Annotated in this window: 15 protein-coding genes and 1 tRNA gene; 10 read left to right on the top strand and 6 right to left on the bottom strand. The window is 64.7% G+C overall.

The features are described 5' to 3' along the window. Positions 1 to 9: 9 nt before the first annotated feature. Positions 10 to 576, bottom strand: coding sequence for a helix-turn-helix domain-containing protein (locus tag G6P88_RS05005; protein ID WP_165322117.1), 567 nt, complete (start codon positions 574 to 576; stop codon positions 10 to 12). A gap of 116 nt (positions 577 to 692) precedes the next feature. Here G6P88_RS05005 and G6P88_RS05000 point away from each other — a divergent pair, with 116 nt between their 5' ends. From G6P88_RS05000 to G6P88_RS04985, 4 genes are all read left to right on the top strand, one after another. Beyond that, on the top strand, positions 693 to 1,301 hold the full coding sequence (locus tag G6P88_RS05000; RefSeq protein WP_165322116.1) for an SOUL family heme-binding protein: 609 nt from the start codon (positions 693 to 695) through the stop codon (positions 1,299 to 1,301). Between the two features lie 248 nt (positions 1,302 to 1,549). Further along, positions 1,550 to 2,677 carry an OmpA family protein gene (locus G6P88_RS04995; RefSeq protein ID WP_165322115.1) on the top strand — a complete coding sequence of 376 codons (1,128 nt, stop codon included), beginning with the start codon at positions 1,550 to 1,552 and terminating at the stop codon, positions 2,675 to 2,677. 148 nt (positions 2,678 to 2,825) lie between these two features. Beyond that, entirely contained in the window at positions 2,826 to 3,380 is a 555-nt protein-coding gene (locus tag G6P88_RS04990; RefSeq protein ID WP_165322114.1) for a superoxide dismutase family protein, read from the top strand. Next, positions 3,377 to 3,874, top strand: a complete 498-nt coding sequence (locus G6P88_RS04985) for a low molecular weight protein-tyrosine-phosphatase (protein WP_425594475.1) — start codon at positions 3,377 to 3,379, stop codon at positions 3,872 to 3,874. Before G6P88_RS04990 ends, G6P88_RS04985 begins: the two co-directional genes overlap by 4 nt. Here G6P88_RS04985 and thpR read toward each other — a convergent pair. Continuing rightward, on the bottom strand, positions 3,859 to 4,392 hold the full coding sequence (thpR, locus tag G6P88_RS04980) for an RNA 2',3'-cyclic phosphodiesterase (protein WP_165322112.1): 534 nt from the start codon (positions 4,390 to 4,392) through the stop codon (positions 3,859 to 3,861). The genes G6P88_RS04985 and thpR overlap by 16 nt on opposite strands. Positions 4,393 to 4,532: 140 nt before the next feature. Between thpR and G6P88_RS04975 the strand changes: the two genes are divergently transcribed. Both G6P88_RS04975 and G6P88_RS04970 read left to right on the top strand, forming a co-directional pair. Next, positions 4,533 to 5,261: a Bax inhibitor-1/YccA family protein gene (locus tag G6P88_RS04975; protein WP_165322111.1), complete on the top strand. Its 729-nt coding sequence runs from the start codon at positions 4,533 to 4,535 to the stop codon at positions 5,259 to 5,261. Positions 5,262 to 5,356: 95 nt separating this feature from the next. Beyond that, positions 5,357 to 6,115 carry a WecB/TagA/CpsF family glycosyltransferase gene (locus tag G6P88_RS04970; protein WP_165322110.1) on the top strand — a complete coding sequence of 253 codons (759 nt, stop codon included), beginning with the start codon at positions 5,357 to 5,359 and terminating at the stop codon, positions 6,113 to 6,115. A 32-nt stretch (positions 6,116 to 6,147) separates the two neighbouring features. On the opposite strand, the gene G6P88_RS04965 is transcribed toward G6P88_RS04970, so the two are convergent. Genes G6P88_RS04965 through G6P88_RS04955 form a run of 3 tightly spaced genes read right to left on the bottom strand, consistent with a single transcriptional unit; the run spans position 6,148 to position 8,419 of the window. Then, the gene (locus G6P88_RS04965; RefSeq protein ID WP_165322109.1) at positions 6,148 to 7,044 is read right to left on the bottom strand and encodes a dienelactone hydrolase family protein; all 897 of its coding nucleotides are present in this window, start codon (positions 7,042 to 7,044) and stop codon (positions 6,148 to 6,150) included. A 13-nt stretch (positions 7,045 to 7,057) separates the two neighbouring features. Beyond that, positions 7,058 to 7,417, bottom strand: coding sequence for a hypothetical protein (locus G6P88_RS04960; protein WP_165322108.1), 360 nt, complete (start codon positions 7,415 to 7,417; stop codon positions 7,058 to 7,060). Between the two features lie 3 nt (positions 7,418 to 7,420). Then, complete coding sequence (locus tag G6P88_RS04955; RefSeq protein ID WP_165322107.1) at positions 7,421 to 8,419, bottom strand: GDP-mannose 4,6-dehydratase; 999 nt, start codon at positions 8,417 to 8,419, stop codon at positions 7,421 to 7,423. A gap of 97 nt (positions 8,420 to 8,516) precedes the next feature. On the opposite strand from G6P88_RS04955, the gene G6P88_RS04950 reads away from it, so the two are divergent. Continuing rightward, positions 8,517 to 8,591, top strand: a tRNA-Gln gene (locus G6P88_RS04950). Positions 8,592 to 8,709: 118 nt separating this feature from the next. Here G6P88_RS04950 and G6P88_RS04945 read toward each other — a convergent pair. Next, the gene (locus G6P88_RS04945) at positions 8,710 to 10,920 is read right to left on the bottom strand and encodes a beta-glucosidase family protein (RefSeq protein WP_165322106.1); all 2,211 of its coding nucleotides are present in this window, start codon (positions 10,918 to 10,920) and stop codon (positions 8,710 to 8,712) included. Between the two features lie 302 nt (positions 10,921 to 11,222). On the opposite strand from G6P88_RS04945, the gene G6P88_RS04940 reads away from it, so the two are divergent. The 3 genes from G6P88_RS04940 (at position 11,223) to G6P88_RS04930 (ending at position 17,518) form a co-directional block, all read left to right on the top strand. After that, on the top strand, positions 11,223 to 12,605 hold the full coding sequence (locus G6P88_RS04940; protein WP_226946728.1) for a M24 family metallopeptidase: 1,383 nt from the start codon (positions 11,223 to 11,225) through the stop codon (positions 12,603 to 12,605). A 40-nt stretch (positions 12,606 to 12,645) separates the two neighbouring features. After that, positions 12,646 to 14,373 carry an alpha/beta hydrolase-fold protein gene (locus tag G6P88_RS04935; RefSeq protein ID WP_206335862.1) on the top strand — a complete coding sequence of 576 codons (1,728 nt, stop codon included), beginning with the start codon at positions 12,646 to 12,648 and terminating at the stop codon, positions 14,371 to 14,373. Positions 14,374 to 14,488: 115 nt separating this feature from the next. After that, positions 14,489 to 17,518: a TonB-dependent receptor plug domain-containing protein gene (locus G6P88_RS04930; RefSeq protein ID WP_165322105.1), complete on the top strand. Its 3,030-nt coding sequence runs from the start codon at positions 14,489 to 14,491 to the stop codon at positions 17,516 to 17,518. Positions 17,519 to 17,532 lie beyond the last annotated feature (14 nt).

The raw sequence follows: 17,532 nt of genomic DNA, 5'->3' as shown, positions 1-17,532 counted from the left end.
CAAGGCGCGTCAGCCCAGCGGTCGCAGCAACTGCACCGCCATTGCGATCCACAGGGCATCCGCCACGACGATCTGACGCTGTCCCTGACCGGGGGGAACGAGGTGCAGGCGGTTGCCCTGCCGGTCGGTCAGCCGCCCGAAGGCGAAGCGGCCGCCCGGCCGCGGGACCAATATGTCGCGGTTGAGCGCACGCGAGAACCCCTCTGCGGTGATGCGCTCAAGCCAGAGAATGTCGCCCGCGCGATATTCGCCGATGCCATGGTCCACGCGCATCACGAGCGCCTGATCGGGCAGCGCCGGCATCGACACCGCCTCATCCCCGGTCATCGCGACCGCCCCGTCCATTCCCAGTACCGCATCCACGATCCGCTGCGGCGGCGGCGGCAAGGCGATCAGGTCCGTCACCGCCACGTCGAGCGCCGAGGCGATCCGGCCGAGCCACGCCGTCGACAGGGTTCGGCTGCCCTGTTCGAGGCGACTGAGCGTCTGCGGCGTGGTCGGGGGCGAGCAGCGTTGCGCCACCTCTTGCAGGGTCAGGCCCTTGGCGAGCCTCGTTTCACGGATACGGGTCTTCATCAGTTCTTCCGGGGGAAGGGCCTTGCCCGCTGCTTAGGACAGGATCCCGATGACGGAAAGCCGGCTATGGCCATCGTCAGCGTCGCCGCCTATGCGGCGAACGGAAGGAGTGCTGCATGGCAAGGATCGGCTGGGGCAGGATATTGGCGGGCGTCGCGGCAGCGGCAGCGGCCGGTGCCGCCTATGTCTATATCAAGCAGCGCGGGGCGAGAGCGCCGCTGCACGAGACGCTCGAGACCGACGGTGCGTTCGAGATCAGGCGATACCCGGCGCTGTTGATGCTCGAAACGGTTCAGCAGGGCTCGCGCGACCGCGCGCTGGGCAACGGTTTCGGTCTGCTCGCCGACTATATGTTCGGCGAGGGGCGCGAGGGCGACGAGATTCCGATCGTGATGCCGGTGTTCGGTGAGGCTCTGGCCGGTGATGCGTGGAAGATCCGTTTTCTTTTACCAGCCGCGATCGATCCGGCCGGCCTGACGCCGCCGGCCCATGGCATCGTCATCGTCGAACGACCCGCGCGGGACGTCGCCGTGGTCCATGTTCCCGGTCGGCCCTCCGACAAGCTCTTCGCCCGTCGGGAGGCAGAGCTGAGAAACTGGATGGAGGCGCGGGGGCTGGAGCCTGCGGGGCCCGTGGAACATGCCTATTACAACTCCCCCCTGAAGCCGGGAACGGCGCATCCCAACGCGCTGCTGATACCCATTGCGCGGACATTCGAGGCATAGATTCTTTCGGGAAACTGTTGCTCGAAAGCCACATGCCGAAACAGCTGCGAAATTTTTTTAGCGCCGAGGCAACCCTTTCATTACAGGGTCGTTATGCGGCTGTCTGGGTGGTCGATAGTATCGCGGAACATGCTTCCGTGTTGTTGGCCGGTCGCCGCAGAAACGGATGCGCTTGCGCTTGCACGCATCCGGGTGAATGGTTTAGGTGAACACAGTTCCTTATGGAACCTGTTGGAAAGGGGATTTATATGCGCAAGCTTGCCATCCTGGCAGCGCTCGCTTCTACTGCGCTCGCCGCTCCCGCCTTCGCTCGTGACAACGCCTGGTACGTAGGTGTTGAGGGCGGTGGTATGCTCATGGAAGACATGAAGTTCGATGTCGGCGGTTCGACGCTGGCACCGGCTGGCGGTCGCGCGACGGTAGACACAAACATCGGCTTCGACGTCGATGGCATCGTCGGCTACGACTTCGGCGGTTTCCGCCTCGAAGGTGAAGTCGGCTACAAGCGCAATCGCGTGAACAGCTTCGCCACCACCGCAGCGCGTACGCCTGCGAACATCGGCGGCGCTGGTGCTCCGGCCGGCACCTATAACGAAGCCAGCGGCAAGAACAGCGCGCTGAGCTTCATGGTGAACGGCCTGCTCGACTTCGGTGGCGAGGAAGGCTTCTCGGGTTATGTCGGCGGCGGCGTCGGCGTGGCGCGTGTGAAGCTCGCCAACTACAACGTCTCGGGCGATGACTTCCTGAACGACAGCGACTCGCGCTTCGCCTGGCAGGCGATCGCCGGCGTTCGCTATCCGGTCAGCACCAATGTCGATGTCGGCCTGAAGTATCGCTACTTCCAGGTGAAGGACGTCAAGGTCATCGACCGCGTCGGAGCGTCCTATGAGGGTACGTGGCGTTCGCACAGCGCGCTGCTGAGCCTCATCTACAACTTCGGCGAGCCGGCTGCACCGCCGCCCCCGCCGCCGCCCCCGCCGCCCCCGCCGCCCCCGCCGCCGCCCCCGCCGCCTCCGCCGCCGCCGGTGGTTGAGACGCCGGGTCCGTTCATCGTGTTCTTCGATTGGGACAAGTCGGCGATCACCGCCGAGGCCGCCTCGATCCTCGACAACGCGGCGAACGCCTATGCGACGACCGGTCAGGCGCGCGTCCAGCTTGCCGGCCACGCCGACAAGTCGGGTAGCGACCAGTACAACGTCGGCCTGTCCCAGCGCCGTGCGGACGCCGTCAAGGCGTACCTCGCTGGTAAGGGCGTGCCGGACTCGGCGATCGTCACCGAAGCGTTCGGCGAAAGCCGCCCGCTCGTCGACACCGCCGATGGCGTCCGCGAGCCGCAGAACCGTCGCGTCGAAATCACCTTCGGCGCCGGAATGTAAGCGGTTCCGTCATCGATTTTTCGATGATGGACGGAATAGGGGGTCGGTCTTCGGGCCGGCCCCTTTTTCTTTGGCGCAACCAGCTGTCGATTGCGCCGCCCCGTCGCGTTCGGCAGCCGACAGCAACGACTTAAGGAGAGATCAGGTCATGCGTTCACTTTCCTCGCTCATTTCCCTCACCGCCGCAGCGGGCCTGGCGTTCTACGCATCTTCGGCACCCGCCCAGCATGCCGGGCACCAGGCGATGGGCCACGACATGGCGCAGGCCAATCTCGTCGATGCGGCGGGAAAGCCGATCGGCAAGGCGACCCTGATGCAGCATGGTGACGCCATCATGGTTCAGGTGAAGGCATCGGGCCTCACGCCGGGCGTGCATGCGGTTCATATCCACACCACCGGTACCTGCACGGCCCCCGATTTCGCGAGCGCGGGGGGGCATTGGAATCCCGCCAAGCATCAACACGGACGAGACAACCCGGCGGGTGCGCACATGGGCGATATGCCCAATATGACCGTGGCGGCCGACGGAACGGGAACGCTCAGCACCACGGTAAGCGGCGCGATGCTATCGGGCGGCGAAAACCCGCTGCTCGATGCTGATGGCGCGGCGATCGTCATCCATGCTGCCGCCGACGACTATAAGACCGATCCCACCGGTAACGCCGGCGGACGCCTGGCCTGCGGGGTCGTGGCCAAGTCGTGACGGTGCAGGGCGGACCAGCCCGCATCCTGTTCGTCTGCCTCGGCAACATCTGCCGTTCGCCGCTCGCCGAAGGCGTGATGCGCGCTACGGCGATCGACGCCGCGTTTCCCGTCGAGATCGACTCGGCGGGAACCGGCGACTGGCATATCGGCAAAAAACCCGATCCCCGAGCGATTGCGGTCGCGGCGCGGCACGGCATCGACATCTCGGCGCAGCGCGCGCGCCAGATACGGATGTCCGACTTCGGCTATTATGATCGAATGGTGGCGCTGGATGCGAGCGTCCTTCGGGACCTGCGACGTCTGGCGCCCGCCGACGGCACCGCGCTATTGGAACTCCTGCTCGACCATGTTCCCCACCGCCCGGGGGATGACGTGGCCGATCCCTATTTTGGCGACGACACAGCCTTCGAAGCGGCGCTATCCGATATTCGGCTGGGCATAGACGGGCTGCTGCGAAGCCTCGCGGAGAGTCCGGATCAGACCAAGGGGTAGCGTTCGACCATTTCATAGGTCGATCCGGCGCTGCCCAGGTGGCTTTCGTACAGCAGGAAGTGATCGAAACGGGCAGCGATTGGGGGCGGCGTCAGCGATGCGACCGGCAAGGGCGCTGCTGGCGCGCTCGTCCGGGAGAAGCGCGCGATCGTGACGTGGGGAACGAACGCCCTTTGGTCGGGCGGGATGCCGACCCGTTGCAGCGCCTGTCCCACGGCGAGATGAAGCGTCCTGATCGGCCCATCCGGTCCGATGCCGACCCAGATCGCGTCGATCCGCCCCTTGCGGTCGAAGCAGCCGATCTCGCTCAGTTGCAGGTCGAGGGGCGGGTGCCTCACCGCGCCGAGCGCCGCCACGACGTCTGCGGCGGCGTGTCGGTCCACCTCCCCGATGAAGCGCAGCGTCACGTGAAGATGTTCGTCAGCCTGCCAGCGCGCGCCGGGTACGCCGCCCATATGTGACAAAATAATGCTGCGCATCGGTGCGGGCGGCCGCAGCGCCACGAAAAGTCGGTGCATCGCCAAGTTTCGTCGCATCTGAGACGGTAACGCAAGCGGCATCGTCCATTTTGCGTCGGGTTATGCTTGAAAAGCGTTCTGTTCCTGCCGATATTGGCGGCAAGCGGCATTTCGCCGTTTCTTTTGGAGAGAGTGACATCATGGCAAATTGGTCTGACCCCCGAGCGACTGCCGCGCCCGCCGCGTCACGGGCTGGTGTGGCCGACGCAGCCTTCGACGCCGGTCTGCGGTCCTACATGCTCTCGGTCTACAACTATATGGCGTCGGGCGTCCTGCTGACGGGTGTCGTGGCTCTGCTGTTCGCCGAGTCCGGACTCGCCGCGCAGCTCTTCGCAACCCCGCTGCGCTGGCTGATCGTCCTTGCGCCACTCGCCTTCGTGATGGTCCTGAGCTTCGGCATCAATCGCCTGTCGACCTTTGCGACGCAGGCCCTGTTCTGGGCTTTCGCGGGCGTGATGGGCCTGTCGATGGCGTCGCTGTTCCTGGTCTATACCGGCTCGTCGATCGCGATCACCTTCTTCTCGACCGCGACCGCCTTCGCCGCGCTCAGCCTGTGGGGCTACACGACGAAGAAGGATCTGTCGGGCTTCGGTACCTTCCTGATCATGGGCGTTGTCGGCCTGCTGGTCGCTTCGCTGCTCAACATCTTCTTCAAGTCGCCGGCGCTCAATCTGGCGATCAGCGCGATCGGCGTGCTGCTTTTCGCGGGCCTGACCGCCTATGACACGCAGAAGATCAAGAGCATGTATTTCTATGTGGCCGGCACCGATTTCGCCGGCAAGTCGGTGGTGATGGGTGCGCTCACCCTCTATCTCGACTTCATCAACATGTTCACCTTCCTTCTGCAGTTCCTCGGCGATCGCCGCTGATCAGCGGACCGAAGGAAAGGATCGGGGCCCGGTGGCGACACCGGGCCCTTTTTCTTTAACCCGCGAACGCTAAGGTCGCGCCGGCGAGGTAGGCGATGGAATTTCTGGGACTGCGTTTCGATCCTGCCGGTGCCGCGCAGATGCGCGCGATATTGCGCGCGCGGACGAAGGACGATCGCTGCGCCTATATCGTCACACCCAATGTGGATCACGTCGTGCGGCTTGCCGATCTTCCCTGCGATGCCCCCGAATGGGCGGCCTATCGTGAGGCGGGCTGGTGCCTATGCGACAGCCGCATTCTGTCGTTTCTCGCTCGCCTGTGGGGCATGCGGCTGCCGGTGGTTACCGGCAGCGACCTCACCGCCGATCTCTTCGACACGATTGCCGTTGCCGGCGATCGCGTCTGTGTCATTGGGGGCCAGGCGGCGGATATCGGCAGGCTGGCGTCCCTTTTCCCCGGCCTCGATCTGGTCCAGCATATCCCGCCGATGGGGCTGCGCCACGATGCCGCAGCGCGGGCGCAGGCGGCAGACTTCGCGGTCGCGTCGCAGGCGCGCTTTACCTTGTTGGCGGTCGGGTCCCCTCAGCAGGAGCTGATCGCGGCCGATGTGGCCCGTCGTCCCGACGCGCGCGGCACGCTGCTTTGCGTTGGCGCCTCGCTCGATTTTCTTGTCGGCCGCGAGCGACGGGCCCCCCGCTGGATGCGCCTTGTCGGGCTGGAGTGGTTCCACCGCCTCTGCGTCAGTCCGAGGCGGATGTGGCGCCGTTATTTGCTCTCCGGACCGCGGATATTGCTGATATTGTACCGGTATCCGCGCTCGGTGGTGCGGCGGGAAAATTCCGGCAAGGCTTGAGCGGGTCTGGGTTTGTCCCGCGGTGACACAGCCTATTTGCCACCGCCGCGCAGCCGGTCCTCGAAAAAGGCGATCGTCCTGTCCCACGACAGTTGCGCCGCCGCCGCATCGTACCGCGCGGCGGACGTGTCGTTGTGGAAGGCATGCTGCGTCCCAGGATAATCATAGCGTTGCACGGCGACGCCCGCGGTCTGCAGCGCCGATACCCAGGGCCCGGCGCCCGCATTCACGCGCTCGTCGGTCGCGGCATAATGCAACAGTAGCGCCGCCTTGACCTTGGCCGCTTCGGCAGGTGGGGGCGGGGGGCCGTAATAAGCGCAGGCGGCGGCCAGCGCCGGCCCGGCGGCTACGGCCAGGCGATTGGCCAAGGCGCCGCCCCAGCAGAAGCCGACCACGCCCACCTTCCCGTTCAGCAGCGGATGCGACGCCAGCCAGTCGATCGTCGCCACGCCATCGGCTGTGGCTTTGCCGAGGTCGAGCGCGCCGATCATCGCACGCGCCTTGTCCTCGTCTTGCGGCGTGCCGCCCTCGGGGGCGAGGAAATCGACCGCCAGCCCGACGAAGCCGGCCACCGCCAGGCGCCGCGCGACATCCTTGGTATAGGGCTGCAGGCCACGATTCTCATGGACCACAAGAACCGCCGCCGGCTTCTTCGCATGCTTCTTCGGAATCGCCATATAGCCGAACAGCTGACGGCCATCCGCACCCTTCCAGTGCACCATCCGCGCATTCAGCCGCTTGTCGTCCTCGGCGATGACGGCGGCGGCCGCAGGGTTGGCGGCGATCGTCCCGATTAGCAATTGCGCGGCTGCGGCGCTGCCGGCAAGGCGGGTCATCTCCGCCATGAAGGCGCGTCGGTCCTGGCTGCCGTGCGTGAAACGGTCGTAAAGGGCGATCGCCCGGGCGCGCAGTCCGTCATCCTCGGTCATGGCGACACTTCTCCTATTGGGCCGGCGGAGGCGGCACAGGCGTAACGATCGCGGGCGCCGCCGGTTGCGCCGGCGATGCAGGCAGGGCTCCGGTTGCCGGCGCTTCCGATGCGGCGGGGACGGGCGCCGGGGGCTTCGGCTGGGCGGCCTTCACCACGCCGCCGCCCTCGCGCGGCATGCCCCGCGCGTCGCCCGTCGCCGCATCGATCGCGGTGATCTGGTCGGACCGGTCGAGCGGTAGCAGCTCATCGTCGATACTCGTGGCGATTTGCGGCGAGCCAGCGTCTTCTACCGGCGCGGGGGTCTGGTCCTTCGGTTGCCCGCATGCTCCGAGGAGGAGCAGGGCGGTCAGGATTGGCAGGTTGCGCCGCATGTTTCAGATCCCATGATAGTCGCGGAACCACGTCACGAAGCGGGGTACGCCCTGTTCGATGGTGGTGGTCGGAGAAAAACCCAGGTCCCGTTCGATCGCCCCGATGTCCGCGAAGGTCTCGCGCACGTCGCCGGGCTGCATCGCCTTGTTTTCGCGGATCGCCGGGCGCCCGCACGCCTGCTCGATGATCTCTATCAGTCGCCCCAGCTGTTCGGAGCGATGATTGCCGATATTGTAGAGCGCGTGGGGCGAGCGGCTGCCGCCGGCCTTTTCCCGGCCATCGTCGGATGGCGGGCTGTCGAGCGCGGCGACAACGCCGTTCACGATGTCGTCAATATAGGTGAAGTCGCGCCGCATATCGCCGCCGTTGAACACGGAAATGGGGCGCCCGCGCAAGATCGCGTCGGTGAACAGCCACAGCGCCATGTCAGGCCGTCCCCACGGGCCATAGACGGTGAAGAAGCGGAGCCCCGTCTGCGGGATGCGATAGAGATGGGCGTAGCTTTCGCTCATCAGCTCGTCCGCCTTCTTGGTCGCGGCGTAGAGCGACACGGGCTGGTCGGCGCGATCTTCGACGCGGAACGGCAGCGACGCATTGCCGCCATAGACGGAGGAAGAGGAGGCATAGACCATGTGCGCTACCTGCCGGTGCCGGGCGAGCTCGAGCAGGTTCAGATGGCCGACCAGGTTGCTCCGCGCATAGGCGCGCGGATTGTCGATCGAATGGCGGACGCCCGCCTGCGCGCCGAGGTGCAGGATCCTGTCGAAATCGATCCCCGCAAGCGCCCCTTCGAGCGCGGCATCGTCGGCGAAGTCGCAGTGGAGGAAGCGGAAGCGTCCATCCGCCGCCGCCTCGATCCGCGCGAGGCGATCCTGCTTCAGCTGGACCGAGTAATAGGCGTTGAGATCGTCGATTCCCACGACCCGTTCACCCCGGCCGATCAGGCGCAACGCGCAATGCATGCCGATGAAACCGGCGACGCCGGTGATGAGGACGGTCATGCCCCCGGTCTAGCCCCAAGCGAGCGGCAGGAAAACCGCTCTTCTGCTCTTCCCATTGCCGCGCCGATGAATATAAGGGCGCCTCGCCAAGCGATGCTGGGGCGTCGCCAAGTGGTAAGGCAACGGTTTTTGGTACCGTCATTCGGAGGTTCGAATCCTCCCGCCCCAGCCAGTTTCCGTCCGAAAATCCCTATGCCCGTCAGGTGTCGAATAGGGGGCGACGGACCGTCCATCTCCCCCCATGAGCCTGATGCGCAATGTTCGTCGGCGCGGAGCTGAGGCTTCTGCCTTCAGTCCTTCCAGAACCTGCCGGCGAGCTTGACCCGGACTGGCGCTGAAAGCTGCTCGGCATCCTTGCCCAGCGCGAAGAGATACTCGCCGCCGGGCAGGGTCCAGCCACCATCCTTCCAGTTCGCCAGGATGCGCGGGTCGAGCGTGACGGAGACCGTCTGCGAGGCTCCGGGAGCGAGGTTCACGCGCTGAAAGCCGGCCAGGCGCCGCATGGCCTTGCCGTTGCGCCCGACGAGGTAGAGCTGCGCCACCTCGGCGCCTTCGCGCTGTCCGGTGTTGCGGACTGTGAAGCTCGCGGTCAGGCCCTTAAGTTTCAGATCGCCGCTTTCGAAGCGGGTGTAGGACAGCCCATAGCCGAAGGGGAACAGCGGCTTGGCACCGGTTCGCGCGAACCAGCGGTAGCCGACATCGGACCCTTCGATGTCATAGTTTACGTCCAGCTTGTCGCTGCCTGAGCTGGGGTTGCCGCCGAAGTCCGGTTCAACCCAATCGCTGCCGTCGAGCTTGGGTCGCGGCAACTGCGCTTCGCTTGCGGGAAAGGTTATCGGCAGCCGCCCCGAAGGATTGGTCTCTCCGAACAGAACCGACGCGATGGCTGGTCCGCCGCGTGCGCCGGGATACCAGGCCTCGATCACGCCCGCGACCTTGTCGAGCCAGGGCATCTTCACCGGCCCGCCCGTTTCCAGCACGACGATCGTGTTCGGATTGGCCGCTGCAACCGCAGCGATCAGTTCGTCCTGCCCGTCCGGCAGCGAGAGATCCGGAAGGTCGAGGCCCTCGGTTTCCCACTGCGTCGCGAAGACGATCGCTACTTCCGCCTGACGCGCCTTTTCTACCGCATCGGTGATGTAGCGTCCGTCGCGGAAGGTGAGTTTGGCGGAGCCGGCATGAGCGCGGATGGCCTCCATCGGGCTCGATCGATGATATTGCTGCGCGATGAAGCCGGCCCAGACACCCTTGCCGCTGGCGGGGCGACTGACGACCGGACCGCCTTCGCCATGGACCTGGCTGGATCCCGCGCCTGACAGGACCCCGCCATCGGCATAGCCGCCGATCAGGGCGATCGACTTCGCGGACTTCGCCAACGGCAGCACGCCGTTGTTCTTGAGCAGGACGATGCCCTGGCGGGCCACCTCCTCCGCAACCTTGCCGTTGGCCTCGAAGTCGATCTTGCCGCCCGGCGTTGCCGGATATTTGTCGAGTTCGGCCGCGTAGATCGCCGTCAGGACGCGCAGGTTCATGTCGTCGACCCGCGCTTTCCAGCGGAGGTCGGCGCCGGCTTTTTCCTTGAGTTTGTCGCCGAAGAAGACGGCCGGATCGAGCTGTTCGCCCGATTGCTGGTCGAGGCCCTTCAACGCCGCATCGATGTTCGGTACGGCGCCCCAATCCGACATCACGAAGCCCTTATAGCCCCAGGATTGCTTCAGCACCTTGTTGAGCAGCCAGTCGCTGGCGCACGCCTGCTCGCCCAGTACGCGATTATAGGCGCACATCACCGAGCCGGGCTGGCCCTGTTCGATGCCGATCTGGAAGGCGAGCAGGTCGCTCTCGCGGGCGGCGGCCTCGCTGATCAGCGCATTGGCATATTTGCGCCCGGTCTCCTGTCCGTTGAGCGCCAGATGCTTGATCGTCGAGATGATATGATTGGACTGTACGCCCCGGATCGCGGCGCCGACGAGCACGCCCGACAGAAGCGGATCTTCGGCCAGATATTCGAACGTCCGGCCATTGCGCGGATCGCGCATCAGGTTGACGCCCCCCGCCAGCAGCACGTTGAAACCCTTGGCCCGCGCCTCCGAGCCGATCATGGCGCCGCCCCGGTAGAGCAGCTCCGGGTTCCACGAGGCCGCCTGTGCTACCCCCGATGGAAGCGCGGTCGCACCATCCTTGCGAGCACCCATCACATAGGTGACGCCCAGGCTGGCATCGGTTTCCTTCAGCGCCGGTATGCCAAGACGCGCGATACCCGCGATATAGCCTGCGCCGGGTATGGCATCGGCCGGAATGGGCGGCATGGTCTTGCTCAGTCCCAGCGGCATTATCCCGTGCGTCAGGATCACCTTCTCGTCTGCGGTCATCTGCCGCACCGTGGCGCTGGCTCGCGTGACGGCCGCATCCAGGTCGAGGGCAGGGGCCTCTGCTGCACGCGCCGAGGTCATCGCTGTCGCGCACAGAGCGGCCGTCACCAGGGCACGCGTCTTGTTCACCATCACTATGCTCCGCATGGTCATTCCCGTCATCGTTCTGGCAGGCGCCTGATGCGGCGCCGACCCGCGACGCGCGTTTGACCGACAATCGGAACCGGAACGACCCTGGAATGGCCCGCTCGCGCGGCTTCAGTCCCCCAGCGCGTCATTGCCTCGCCACGACCGCAGACAGGCCGGCGGCATTGCGCGCTCGGCAGCGGACGAAACTTTATTTCCGCATCAACCTCTTCGGCGCTGTACGAGGCGGTTGACACAGTTCCGAAATATAGCCAATATCACATAATAATGGTCGCAAGGGGGATTTGGTGAGGACTGGTTTTCGGTACGCAGCACTGCGTCTGTCCGCCGCCTGCATGGCGTTGGCGGCAGCTGGCCCGTTGATGGCGCAGGCGTCCCTCGACAGCGTGACGATGAGCGACGTCGAGCAGGCGTCACCGGCCGCACCCGAAATCCTTCCGATGCGCGAACAGGCCAAGCTGATCAATGCGATCCTCGCCGACCGCCTCGATACGATCGTCCCGCGCCTGATGCGCGAGCAGAAGATCAGCATGTGGGTGCTGATGGCGCGCGAATATTTCGAGGAGCCGGTGGTCGCCACCATGCTCAATGCCGAAAGCATGCACGCGCGTCGCCGTACCATCCTGATCTTCTTCGATCCCGGCAACGGCAAGCCCGTCGAGCGCCTGACCGTCAGCCGCTATGGGCTGGGCGGCCTGTTCCAGCCGGCCTGGGATCCCGACAAGCAGCCCGATCAGTGGAAGGCGGTCGCCGACATCATTGCGGCGCGCAATCCGGGCAACATCGCGATCAACACTTCGGCTCTGTCCGCTTTCGCCGACGGCATGACGCTGAGCCAATATGAAGAGATGACGGCCGCTCTGCCCGAGCAGTTCCGCTCGCGCATCGTCTCCGGCGAGCGTCTCTCGATCGGCTGGCTCGAGGCGCGCACCCCGATGGAGATGCGCATCTATCCGGGCATATTGCGCCTTGCCCACTCGATCATGGCGGACGCCTTCTCGCGCAAGGTGATCACCCCCGGCAAGACGACGACCGCCGACGTGGTCTGGTGGTATCGCCAGCGCGTCAACGATCTGGGCCTGAAGGTTTGGTTCCAGCCGTCGGTCGCCGTGATCCGCCAGGGCGAGAAGGGAATGCTGGAAGGCGATACCGTGATCCAGCCGGGCGACATGCTCTGGACCGACTTCGGCATCACCTATCTGCGCCTGAACACCGACACGCAGCATCTCGCTTATGTCGCGAAGCCCGGCGAGACGGCCGTGCCGGCCGGGCTGCGCGCTGGGCTCGCCGACGCGAACAAGGTTCAGGACGCTTTGCTGTCGTCGTACAAGGTGGGCGCGACGGGCAATCAGGTGCTGGCTGCGGCCCGTGCCAAGTCGCTCGCGCAGGGCTTGAAGCCCTCCATCTACTCGCATCCGCTCGGCTATCATGGCCATGCGGCAGGCCCCTCGCTTGGATTCTGGGACAATCAGAATGCCGACCCGCGTGGTGAAAACCCGGTCCACGCGAACACGACCTGGTCGATCGAATTGTCGGCTCGCAAGGACGTGCCCGAATGGGGCGGCCAGGGCGTCGAATTCCGCACCGAGGAGAACGCCTTTTTCGACGGGAAGCAGGTCCGCTTCCTGGATGGGCGCCAGACCGAGATACGTCTGATCCCGAGCGACTGAGCCGGGTCGGGGGCAGAAGAAGATCAGGGGGACATGACTGATGAAGCGTAAGGGGTTCAAGCTGGCTGCGGCCGCCATGGTTTCCATGTTGGCACTGGCTGGCAGTCCGGCGGTCGCCGAGAGCTTCAAGGTCACGGTCCCCGCGACTGCGAAGGATGGCCCGTTCGACGGCCGGGTGATGCTGATGCTCACGCCCGACGGCAAGACCGAGCCGCGCTACCAGACCCGCCCCGATTATTTCGGTGCGCAGATGTTCGGCGTGAACGTCGATGGGCTGAAGCCCGGCGGCAGTGCGGCGATCGGTGCCGACGTCCTCGGTTTCCCGGCCGAGGCGATGAGCCAGGTGCCGGCGGGCCGCTATTATGTCCAGGCGCTGCTGCATCGCTACGACACGTACAAGCTCGAGAACGGCAAGACGGTGAAGCTGCCGGCGCCGCGCGGTGCCGGGCAGAACTGGCGCAAGGAGCCGGGCAACCTTGTCAGCACGCCGCAGTGGATCGAGTTCGATCCGGCCAAGCCCGGCGAGATCGAGATCGTTCTCGACAAGGTCAATCCTGCGATCGAGGAGCCGAAGGACAGCGAGTTCATCCGCCACTTCAAATTTCGCAGCGAGAAGCTGTCGAAATTCTGGGGTCGCGATATCTATATGCGCGGTCACGTCCTCGTCCCCAAGGATTTCGACAAGCACCCCGAGGCGCGCTATCCGCTGATGATCTTTCACGGGCATTTCCCGGACGATTTCGGCGGCTTCCGTACGACCCCACCCGATGCGAACCTGAAGTGCGAGCCGAGCGAGCGTTTCAACCTGCCGTGCTACAACCGCACCGAGCAGGAAGAGGCTTATAATTTCTACAAGCAGTGGATCTCGGAGAAATTTCCCCGGGTGCTGATCGTCGAGATCGACCACTCCAATCCCTATTATGACGACAGCTATGCGGTGAACTCGGCCAATCTCGGCCCCTATGGGGACGCGATCACCCACGAGTTCATCCCGGCGCTGGAAAAGAAGTTCCGCGGCCTCGGCCAGGGCTGGGCGCGCTTCCTCTACGGTGGCTCGACCGGTGGCTGGGAAGCGCTGGGCGTGCAGGTCAAATATCCGGACGATTACAACGGCGCCTTCGCCGCCTGCCCGGATCCGATCGACTTCCGGCAGCTGATGCTGACCAACATCTACAAGGACAAGAACGCCTATTATCTGGAAGGGCCGTTCACCCGCGTCGCCCGGGCCGGCAAGCGCGATTATCTCGACAATTCTCCCTACACGATGGAGATGGAGAACCGTTGGGAACTCGTCATGGGCGACAAGACGCGCTCTGGCGGACAGTGGGATATCTGGGAAGCAGTCTTCTCCCCCAATGGTCCGGATGGCTATCCGAAGCGCATCTGGGACAAGCGCACCGGCGTGATCGACCCGAGCGTCGCCACCTATTGGCGCGATAATTACGACCTGCGTTACATCATGGAGCGCGACTGGAAGACGCTGGGGCCGAAGCTTCAGGGCAAAATCCACATCTATGTCGGCGACATGGATAATTTCTACCTGAACAACGCGGTCTACCTGACCGAGGATTTCCTCAAGAAGGCGGACCCGCCGTACAAGGGCGAAGTGCTTTACGGCGACCGGGCCGAGCATTGCTGGAATGGCGATTTCGCCAATGGCAACGCGATCTCGCGCCTGCGCTACAACAGCTTCTACCTACCGAAGATACTGAAAAGGATCGAGGAAAGCGCGCCGAAGGGCGCCGATCTGACGAGCTGGAGATACTGATCCGGCGCGGCAGCCGGACTTCGAAGAGACCGAGAGAGGATCTGGGCCGGGGCGCCGCTGGCGACCCCGAAGGGAGACTGCGTCCTACGTGGCGCGCAACGCAAAGGGAATGTTCATGGCTAGGTTGATCGATAGAAAGACATTGCTGGCGGGTACCGCCTTCATGGGGCTGGTCCTGTCGCAGGCCGCTTATGCGCAGGCAGCGGAAGACGAAGCGCCTGCGGCGGACATCGTCGTCACCGGTTCGCGCATCCGTTCGGTCAACATGGAGAGCGTCAGCCCCGTCACGCAGATCAACAGCGCCGAGTTCGTCAGCCGCGGCACGACCCGCGCCGAAGATCTCATCAACCAGCTGCCCCAGGTGTTCGCTGCCCAGGGTTCGGCCAACTCGAACGAGGCGACCGGCACCGCGCAGATCGATCTTCGCGGCCTGAGCCCCTCGCGCACGCTCGTGCTCGTGAACGGCCGCCGCCTGCCTTATGGTTCGCCCAAGTCGACGCCGTCCGACGTCAACCAGGTCCCGACCGCGCTGATCCGCAACGTCGAGGTCCTGACCGGCGGCGCATCGGCGGTCTATGGTTCGGACGCGATCGCGGGCGTCGTCAACTTCAACCTTATCGACGATTTCGAGGGGCTGAAGATCACCGCCAATGTCGGCGGCTTCCAGCACAACAACGGGCAGAAGGGCTTCCGCAACCTCCTCGACCAGAACAACGCCGTTGTTCCGGGTGCTTATCCGAAGCCCGACAAGAGCGTGTGGAACGGCTTCACCCAAGACTATTCGATCGTCATGGGCAGCAACATGGCCGATGGCCGTGGCAACATCACGGCCTACGGCACCTATCGCAAGATCAACCCGATCCTGCAGGCCGACTATGACTACAGTGCCTGCGCGCTCGGTGCGGCCGGCGTGGGTGGCAGCGACTATGCCTGCAGCGGCTCGGGCTTCAACTTCCCGGCCAACTTCGCCAACACCTCGGGCCTCGCCGGCGTTCCGACGCAATTCCGCGCCGACAATGGCCAATTCGTCGCCGGCCGCCGTACCTATAACTTCGCACCGGCCAACTATTATCAGCGCCCCGACGAGCGTTACACGCTGGGCGCGATCGGTCATTACGAGATCAGCGAGAGCATCGTTCCCTATTTCGAGATCAGCTACATGGACGACACGTCCACGGCGCAGATCGCACCGGGCGTGCTCACCGGCGGCATCACCGGCCAGGGCGGCGGGCTCAACTGCGACAACGCCTTCCTCAGCACGCAGCAGCAGCAGTTCCTCTGCGGCGTTGCCGGTCTGTCGAGCGCCGGTCGCTACGACGCGGCGGGCAACTATCTCGGATCCGATGTCGCGAACGGCCTGATCATCAGCCGCCGCAATGTCGAGGGCGGCAACCGTCAGGACCAGATCAACCACAGCACCTTCCGCCTCGTGGGCGGCGTGCGCGGCAAGATCGACGAAGCGTTCAGCTATGACGTTTTCGGCTCCTATTCGAAGGTCAGCTACAAGAGCCGCTTCGTCGGCAACGCCAACACGGTCCGTTTCGCCAATGCGCTGAACGCCGTCATCGATCGTCGTACCGGTTCGGCCACCTTCGGTCAGGCGGTCTGCGCGATCAATGCCGATGCGACCTCGGCCAATGACGATGCGCGCTGCGCCCCGCTCGACCTTGTCAGCGGCAACCGCGCGAGCGATGCCTCGATCGCCTATGTCGGCGAGGATCAGCAGATCACCGGTCAGACCGCGCTCACCGACATCGTCGCCTCGGTCAGCGGCGACCTCGGCAAGTACGGCATGACGCTTCCCTGGGCGAAGAACGGCATCGGCATCGCCTTCGGCGTCGAGTATCGCAAGAACACGCTCGAGCTGAACCCCGACCAGGCCTATCAGAACTCGACCGAGCCGGAATTCCCGGTGTCGGGCAACACGATCGCCAAGGAGTTCTTCGCCGAGCTCAACGTCCCGATCGTCGAGGAGCGTCCGTTCTTCCAGCTGCTGTCGCTCGAGAGCGCCTATCGCTATTCGGATTACAACACCGGCTTCAACACGCACACCTACAAGCTGGGCCTCAACTGGTCGCCGGTCAGCGAAGTCCGCTTCCGTGGCAGCTACCAGCGCGCCGTTCGTGCGCCGAACGTCGTCGAGCTCTTCGCCTCGCGTTCGAAGTTCGAGGTCGAGCTGACCGAACTCGCCAACGGCACCTACGATCCCTGCTCGGGCCCGACGCCGTTCGCTACCTTCGCGCAGTGCGCCAACACCGGCGTTACCGCGGCGCAATATGGCAACATCGTCGACAACCCTGCCGGTCAGTTCAATGCGATCATCGGCGGTAACGAGAATCTGAAGCCGGAGAAGGCCGACACCTGGTCGTTCGGCGCCGTCTTCGAGCCGAGCTTCGTTCCGCGGCTCACCATCTCGGTCGACTATTTCAACATCCGCGTGAAAGACCTGATCGGCAGCGTCAATCCGAACCTGGCGCTCAAGAACTGCCTTTACAACGCCGATCCGCAGTCCTGCGCCGCGATCAACCGTGGTCCGGGCGGCACGCTGTTCCTGACCAATGACGGCTTCTTCGAGCGCTTCAACGTGAACACCGGCTCGCTGCGGACCAGCGGTATCGACCTTACCGTCGACTATCGCGTGCCGCTCGAAACGATGGGCTCGCTGAGCTTCAACCTCGTCGGCACCTATCTCGACAGCTACAAGACCAAGCCGCTGCCGACCTCGCCGGCGGACGACATCTACGAGTGCTCGGGCCTCTACGGCGGCCTGTGCGGTCGTCCGCGTCCGGAATGGCGCCACAAGCTGCTCACCAGCTGGGCGACCCCCTTCGGTCTCGATGTCGGCCTGACCTGGCGCTACGTCTCTGCGGTGAAGATCTCGCAGACCAGCAGCCAGGCCGCGCTCACCGGCAGCTTCGCGGAAGTCAACCGCAAGCTGAACAGCCGCAGCTATTTCGACCTGTCGCTTGGCTACGACCTGTTCGACAATGCGCGTCTGACCGTCGGCATCAACAACATCCTCGACAAGAACCCGCCGCTCACCACGACGGCTGCGATCGAGGATGGCGGCAACGGCAACACCTACCCGCAGTTCTACGACGCGACGGGCCGTTATGGTTTTGCCAGCGTATCGTTTAAGTTCTGATCGACTGCGTGGCC

The organism is Rhizorhabdus phycosphaerae (genome assembly GCF_011044255.1).
GTDB lineage: Bacteria > Pseudomonadota > Alphaproteobacteria > Sphingomonadales > Sphingomonadaceae > Rhizorhabdus > Rhizorhabdus phycosphaerae.
The sequence above is the reverse complement of the archived record's forward strand: the minus strand, read 5'-3'. Positions and strand labels throughout refer to the sequence as shown.

Excerpts from the sequence above, each read along its gene's own strand:
- G6P88_RS04990 (WP_165322114.1), top strand. The coding sequence starts at position 2,826 with ATGCGTTCACTTTCCTCGCTCATTTCCCTCACCGCCGCAGCGGGCCTG.
- G6P88_RS04975 (WP_165322111.1), top strand. The coding sequence starts at position 4,533 with ATGGCAAATTGGTCTGACCCCCGAGCGACTGCCGCGCCCGCCGCGTCA.
- G6P88_RS05000 (WP_165322116.1), top strand. The coding sequence starts at position 693 with ATGGCAAGGATCGGCTGGGGCAGGATATTGGCGGGCGTCGCGGCAGCG.
- G6P88_RS04995 (WP_165322115.1), top strand. The coding sequence starts at position 1,550 with ATGCGCAAGCTTGCCATCCTGGCAGCGCTCGCTTCTACTGCGCTCGCC.
- G6P88_RS04955 (WP_165322107.1), bottom strand. The coding sequence starts at position 8,419 with ATGACCGTCCTCATCACCGGCGTCGCCGGTTTCATCGGCATGCATTGC.
- G6P88_RS04970 (WP_165322110.1), top strand. The coding sequence starts at position 5,357 with ATGGAATTTCTGGGACTGCGTTTCGATCCTGCCGGTGCCGCGCAGATG.
- G6P88_RS04965 (WP_165322109.1), bottom strand. The coding sequence starts at position 7,044 with ATGACCGAGGATGACGGACTGCGCGCCCGGGCGATCGCCCTTTACGAC.
- G6P88_RS04960 (WP_165322108.1), bottom strand. The coding sequence starts at position 7,417 with ATGCGGCGCAACCTGCCAATCCTGACCGCCCTGCTCCTCCTCGGAGCA.
- G6P88_RS04930 (WP_165322105.1), top strand. The coding sequence starts at position 14,489 with ATGGCTAGGTTGATCGATAGAAAGACATTGCTGGCGGGTACCGCCTTC.
- G6P88_RS04945 (WP_165322106.1), bottom strand. The coding sequence starts at position 10,920 with ATGGTGAACAAGACGCGTGCCCTGGTGACGGCCGCTCTGTGCGCGACA.
- G6P88_RS05005 (WP_165322117.1), bottom strand. The coding sequence starts at position 576 with ATGAAGACCCGTATCCGTGAAACGAGGCTCGCCAAGGGCCTGACCCTG.
- G6P88_RS04935 (WP_206335862.1), top strand. The coding sequence starts at position 12,646 with ATGAAGCGTAAGGGGTTCAAGCTGGCTGCGGCCGCCATGGTTTCCATG.
- thpR (WP_165322112.1), bottom strand. The coding sequence starts at position 4,392 with ATGCACCGACTTTTCGTGGCGCTGCGGCCGCCCGCACCGATGCGCAGC.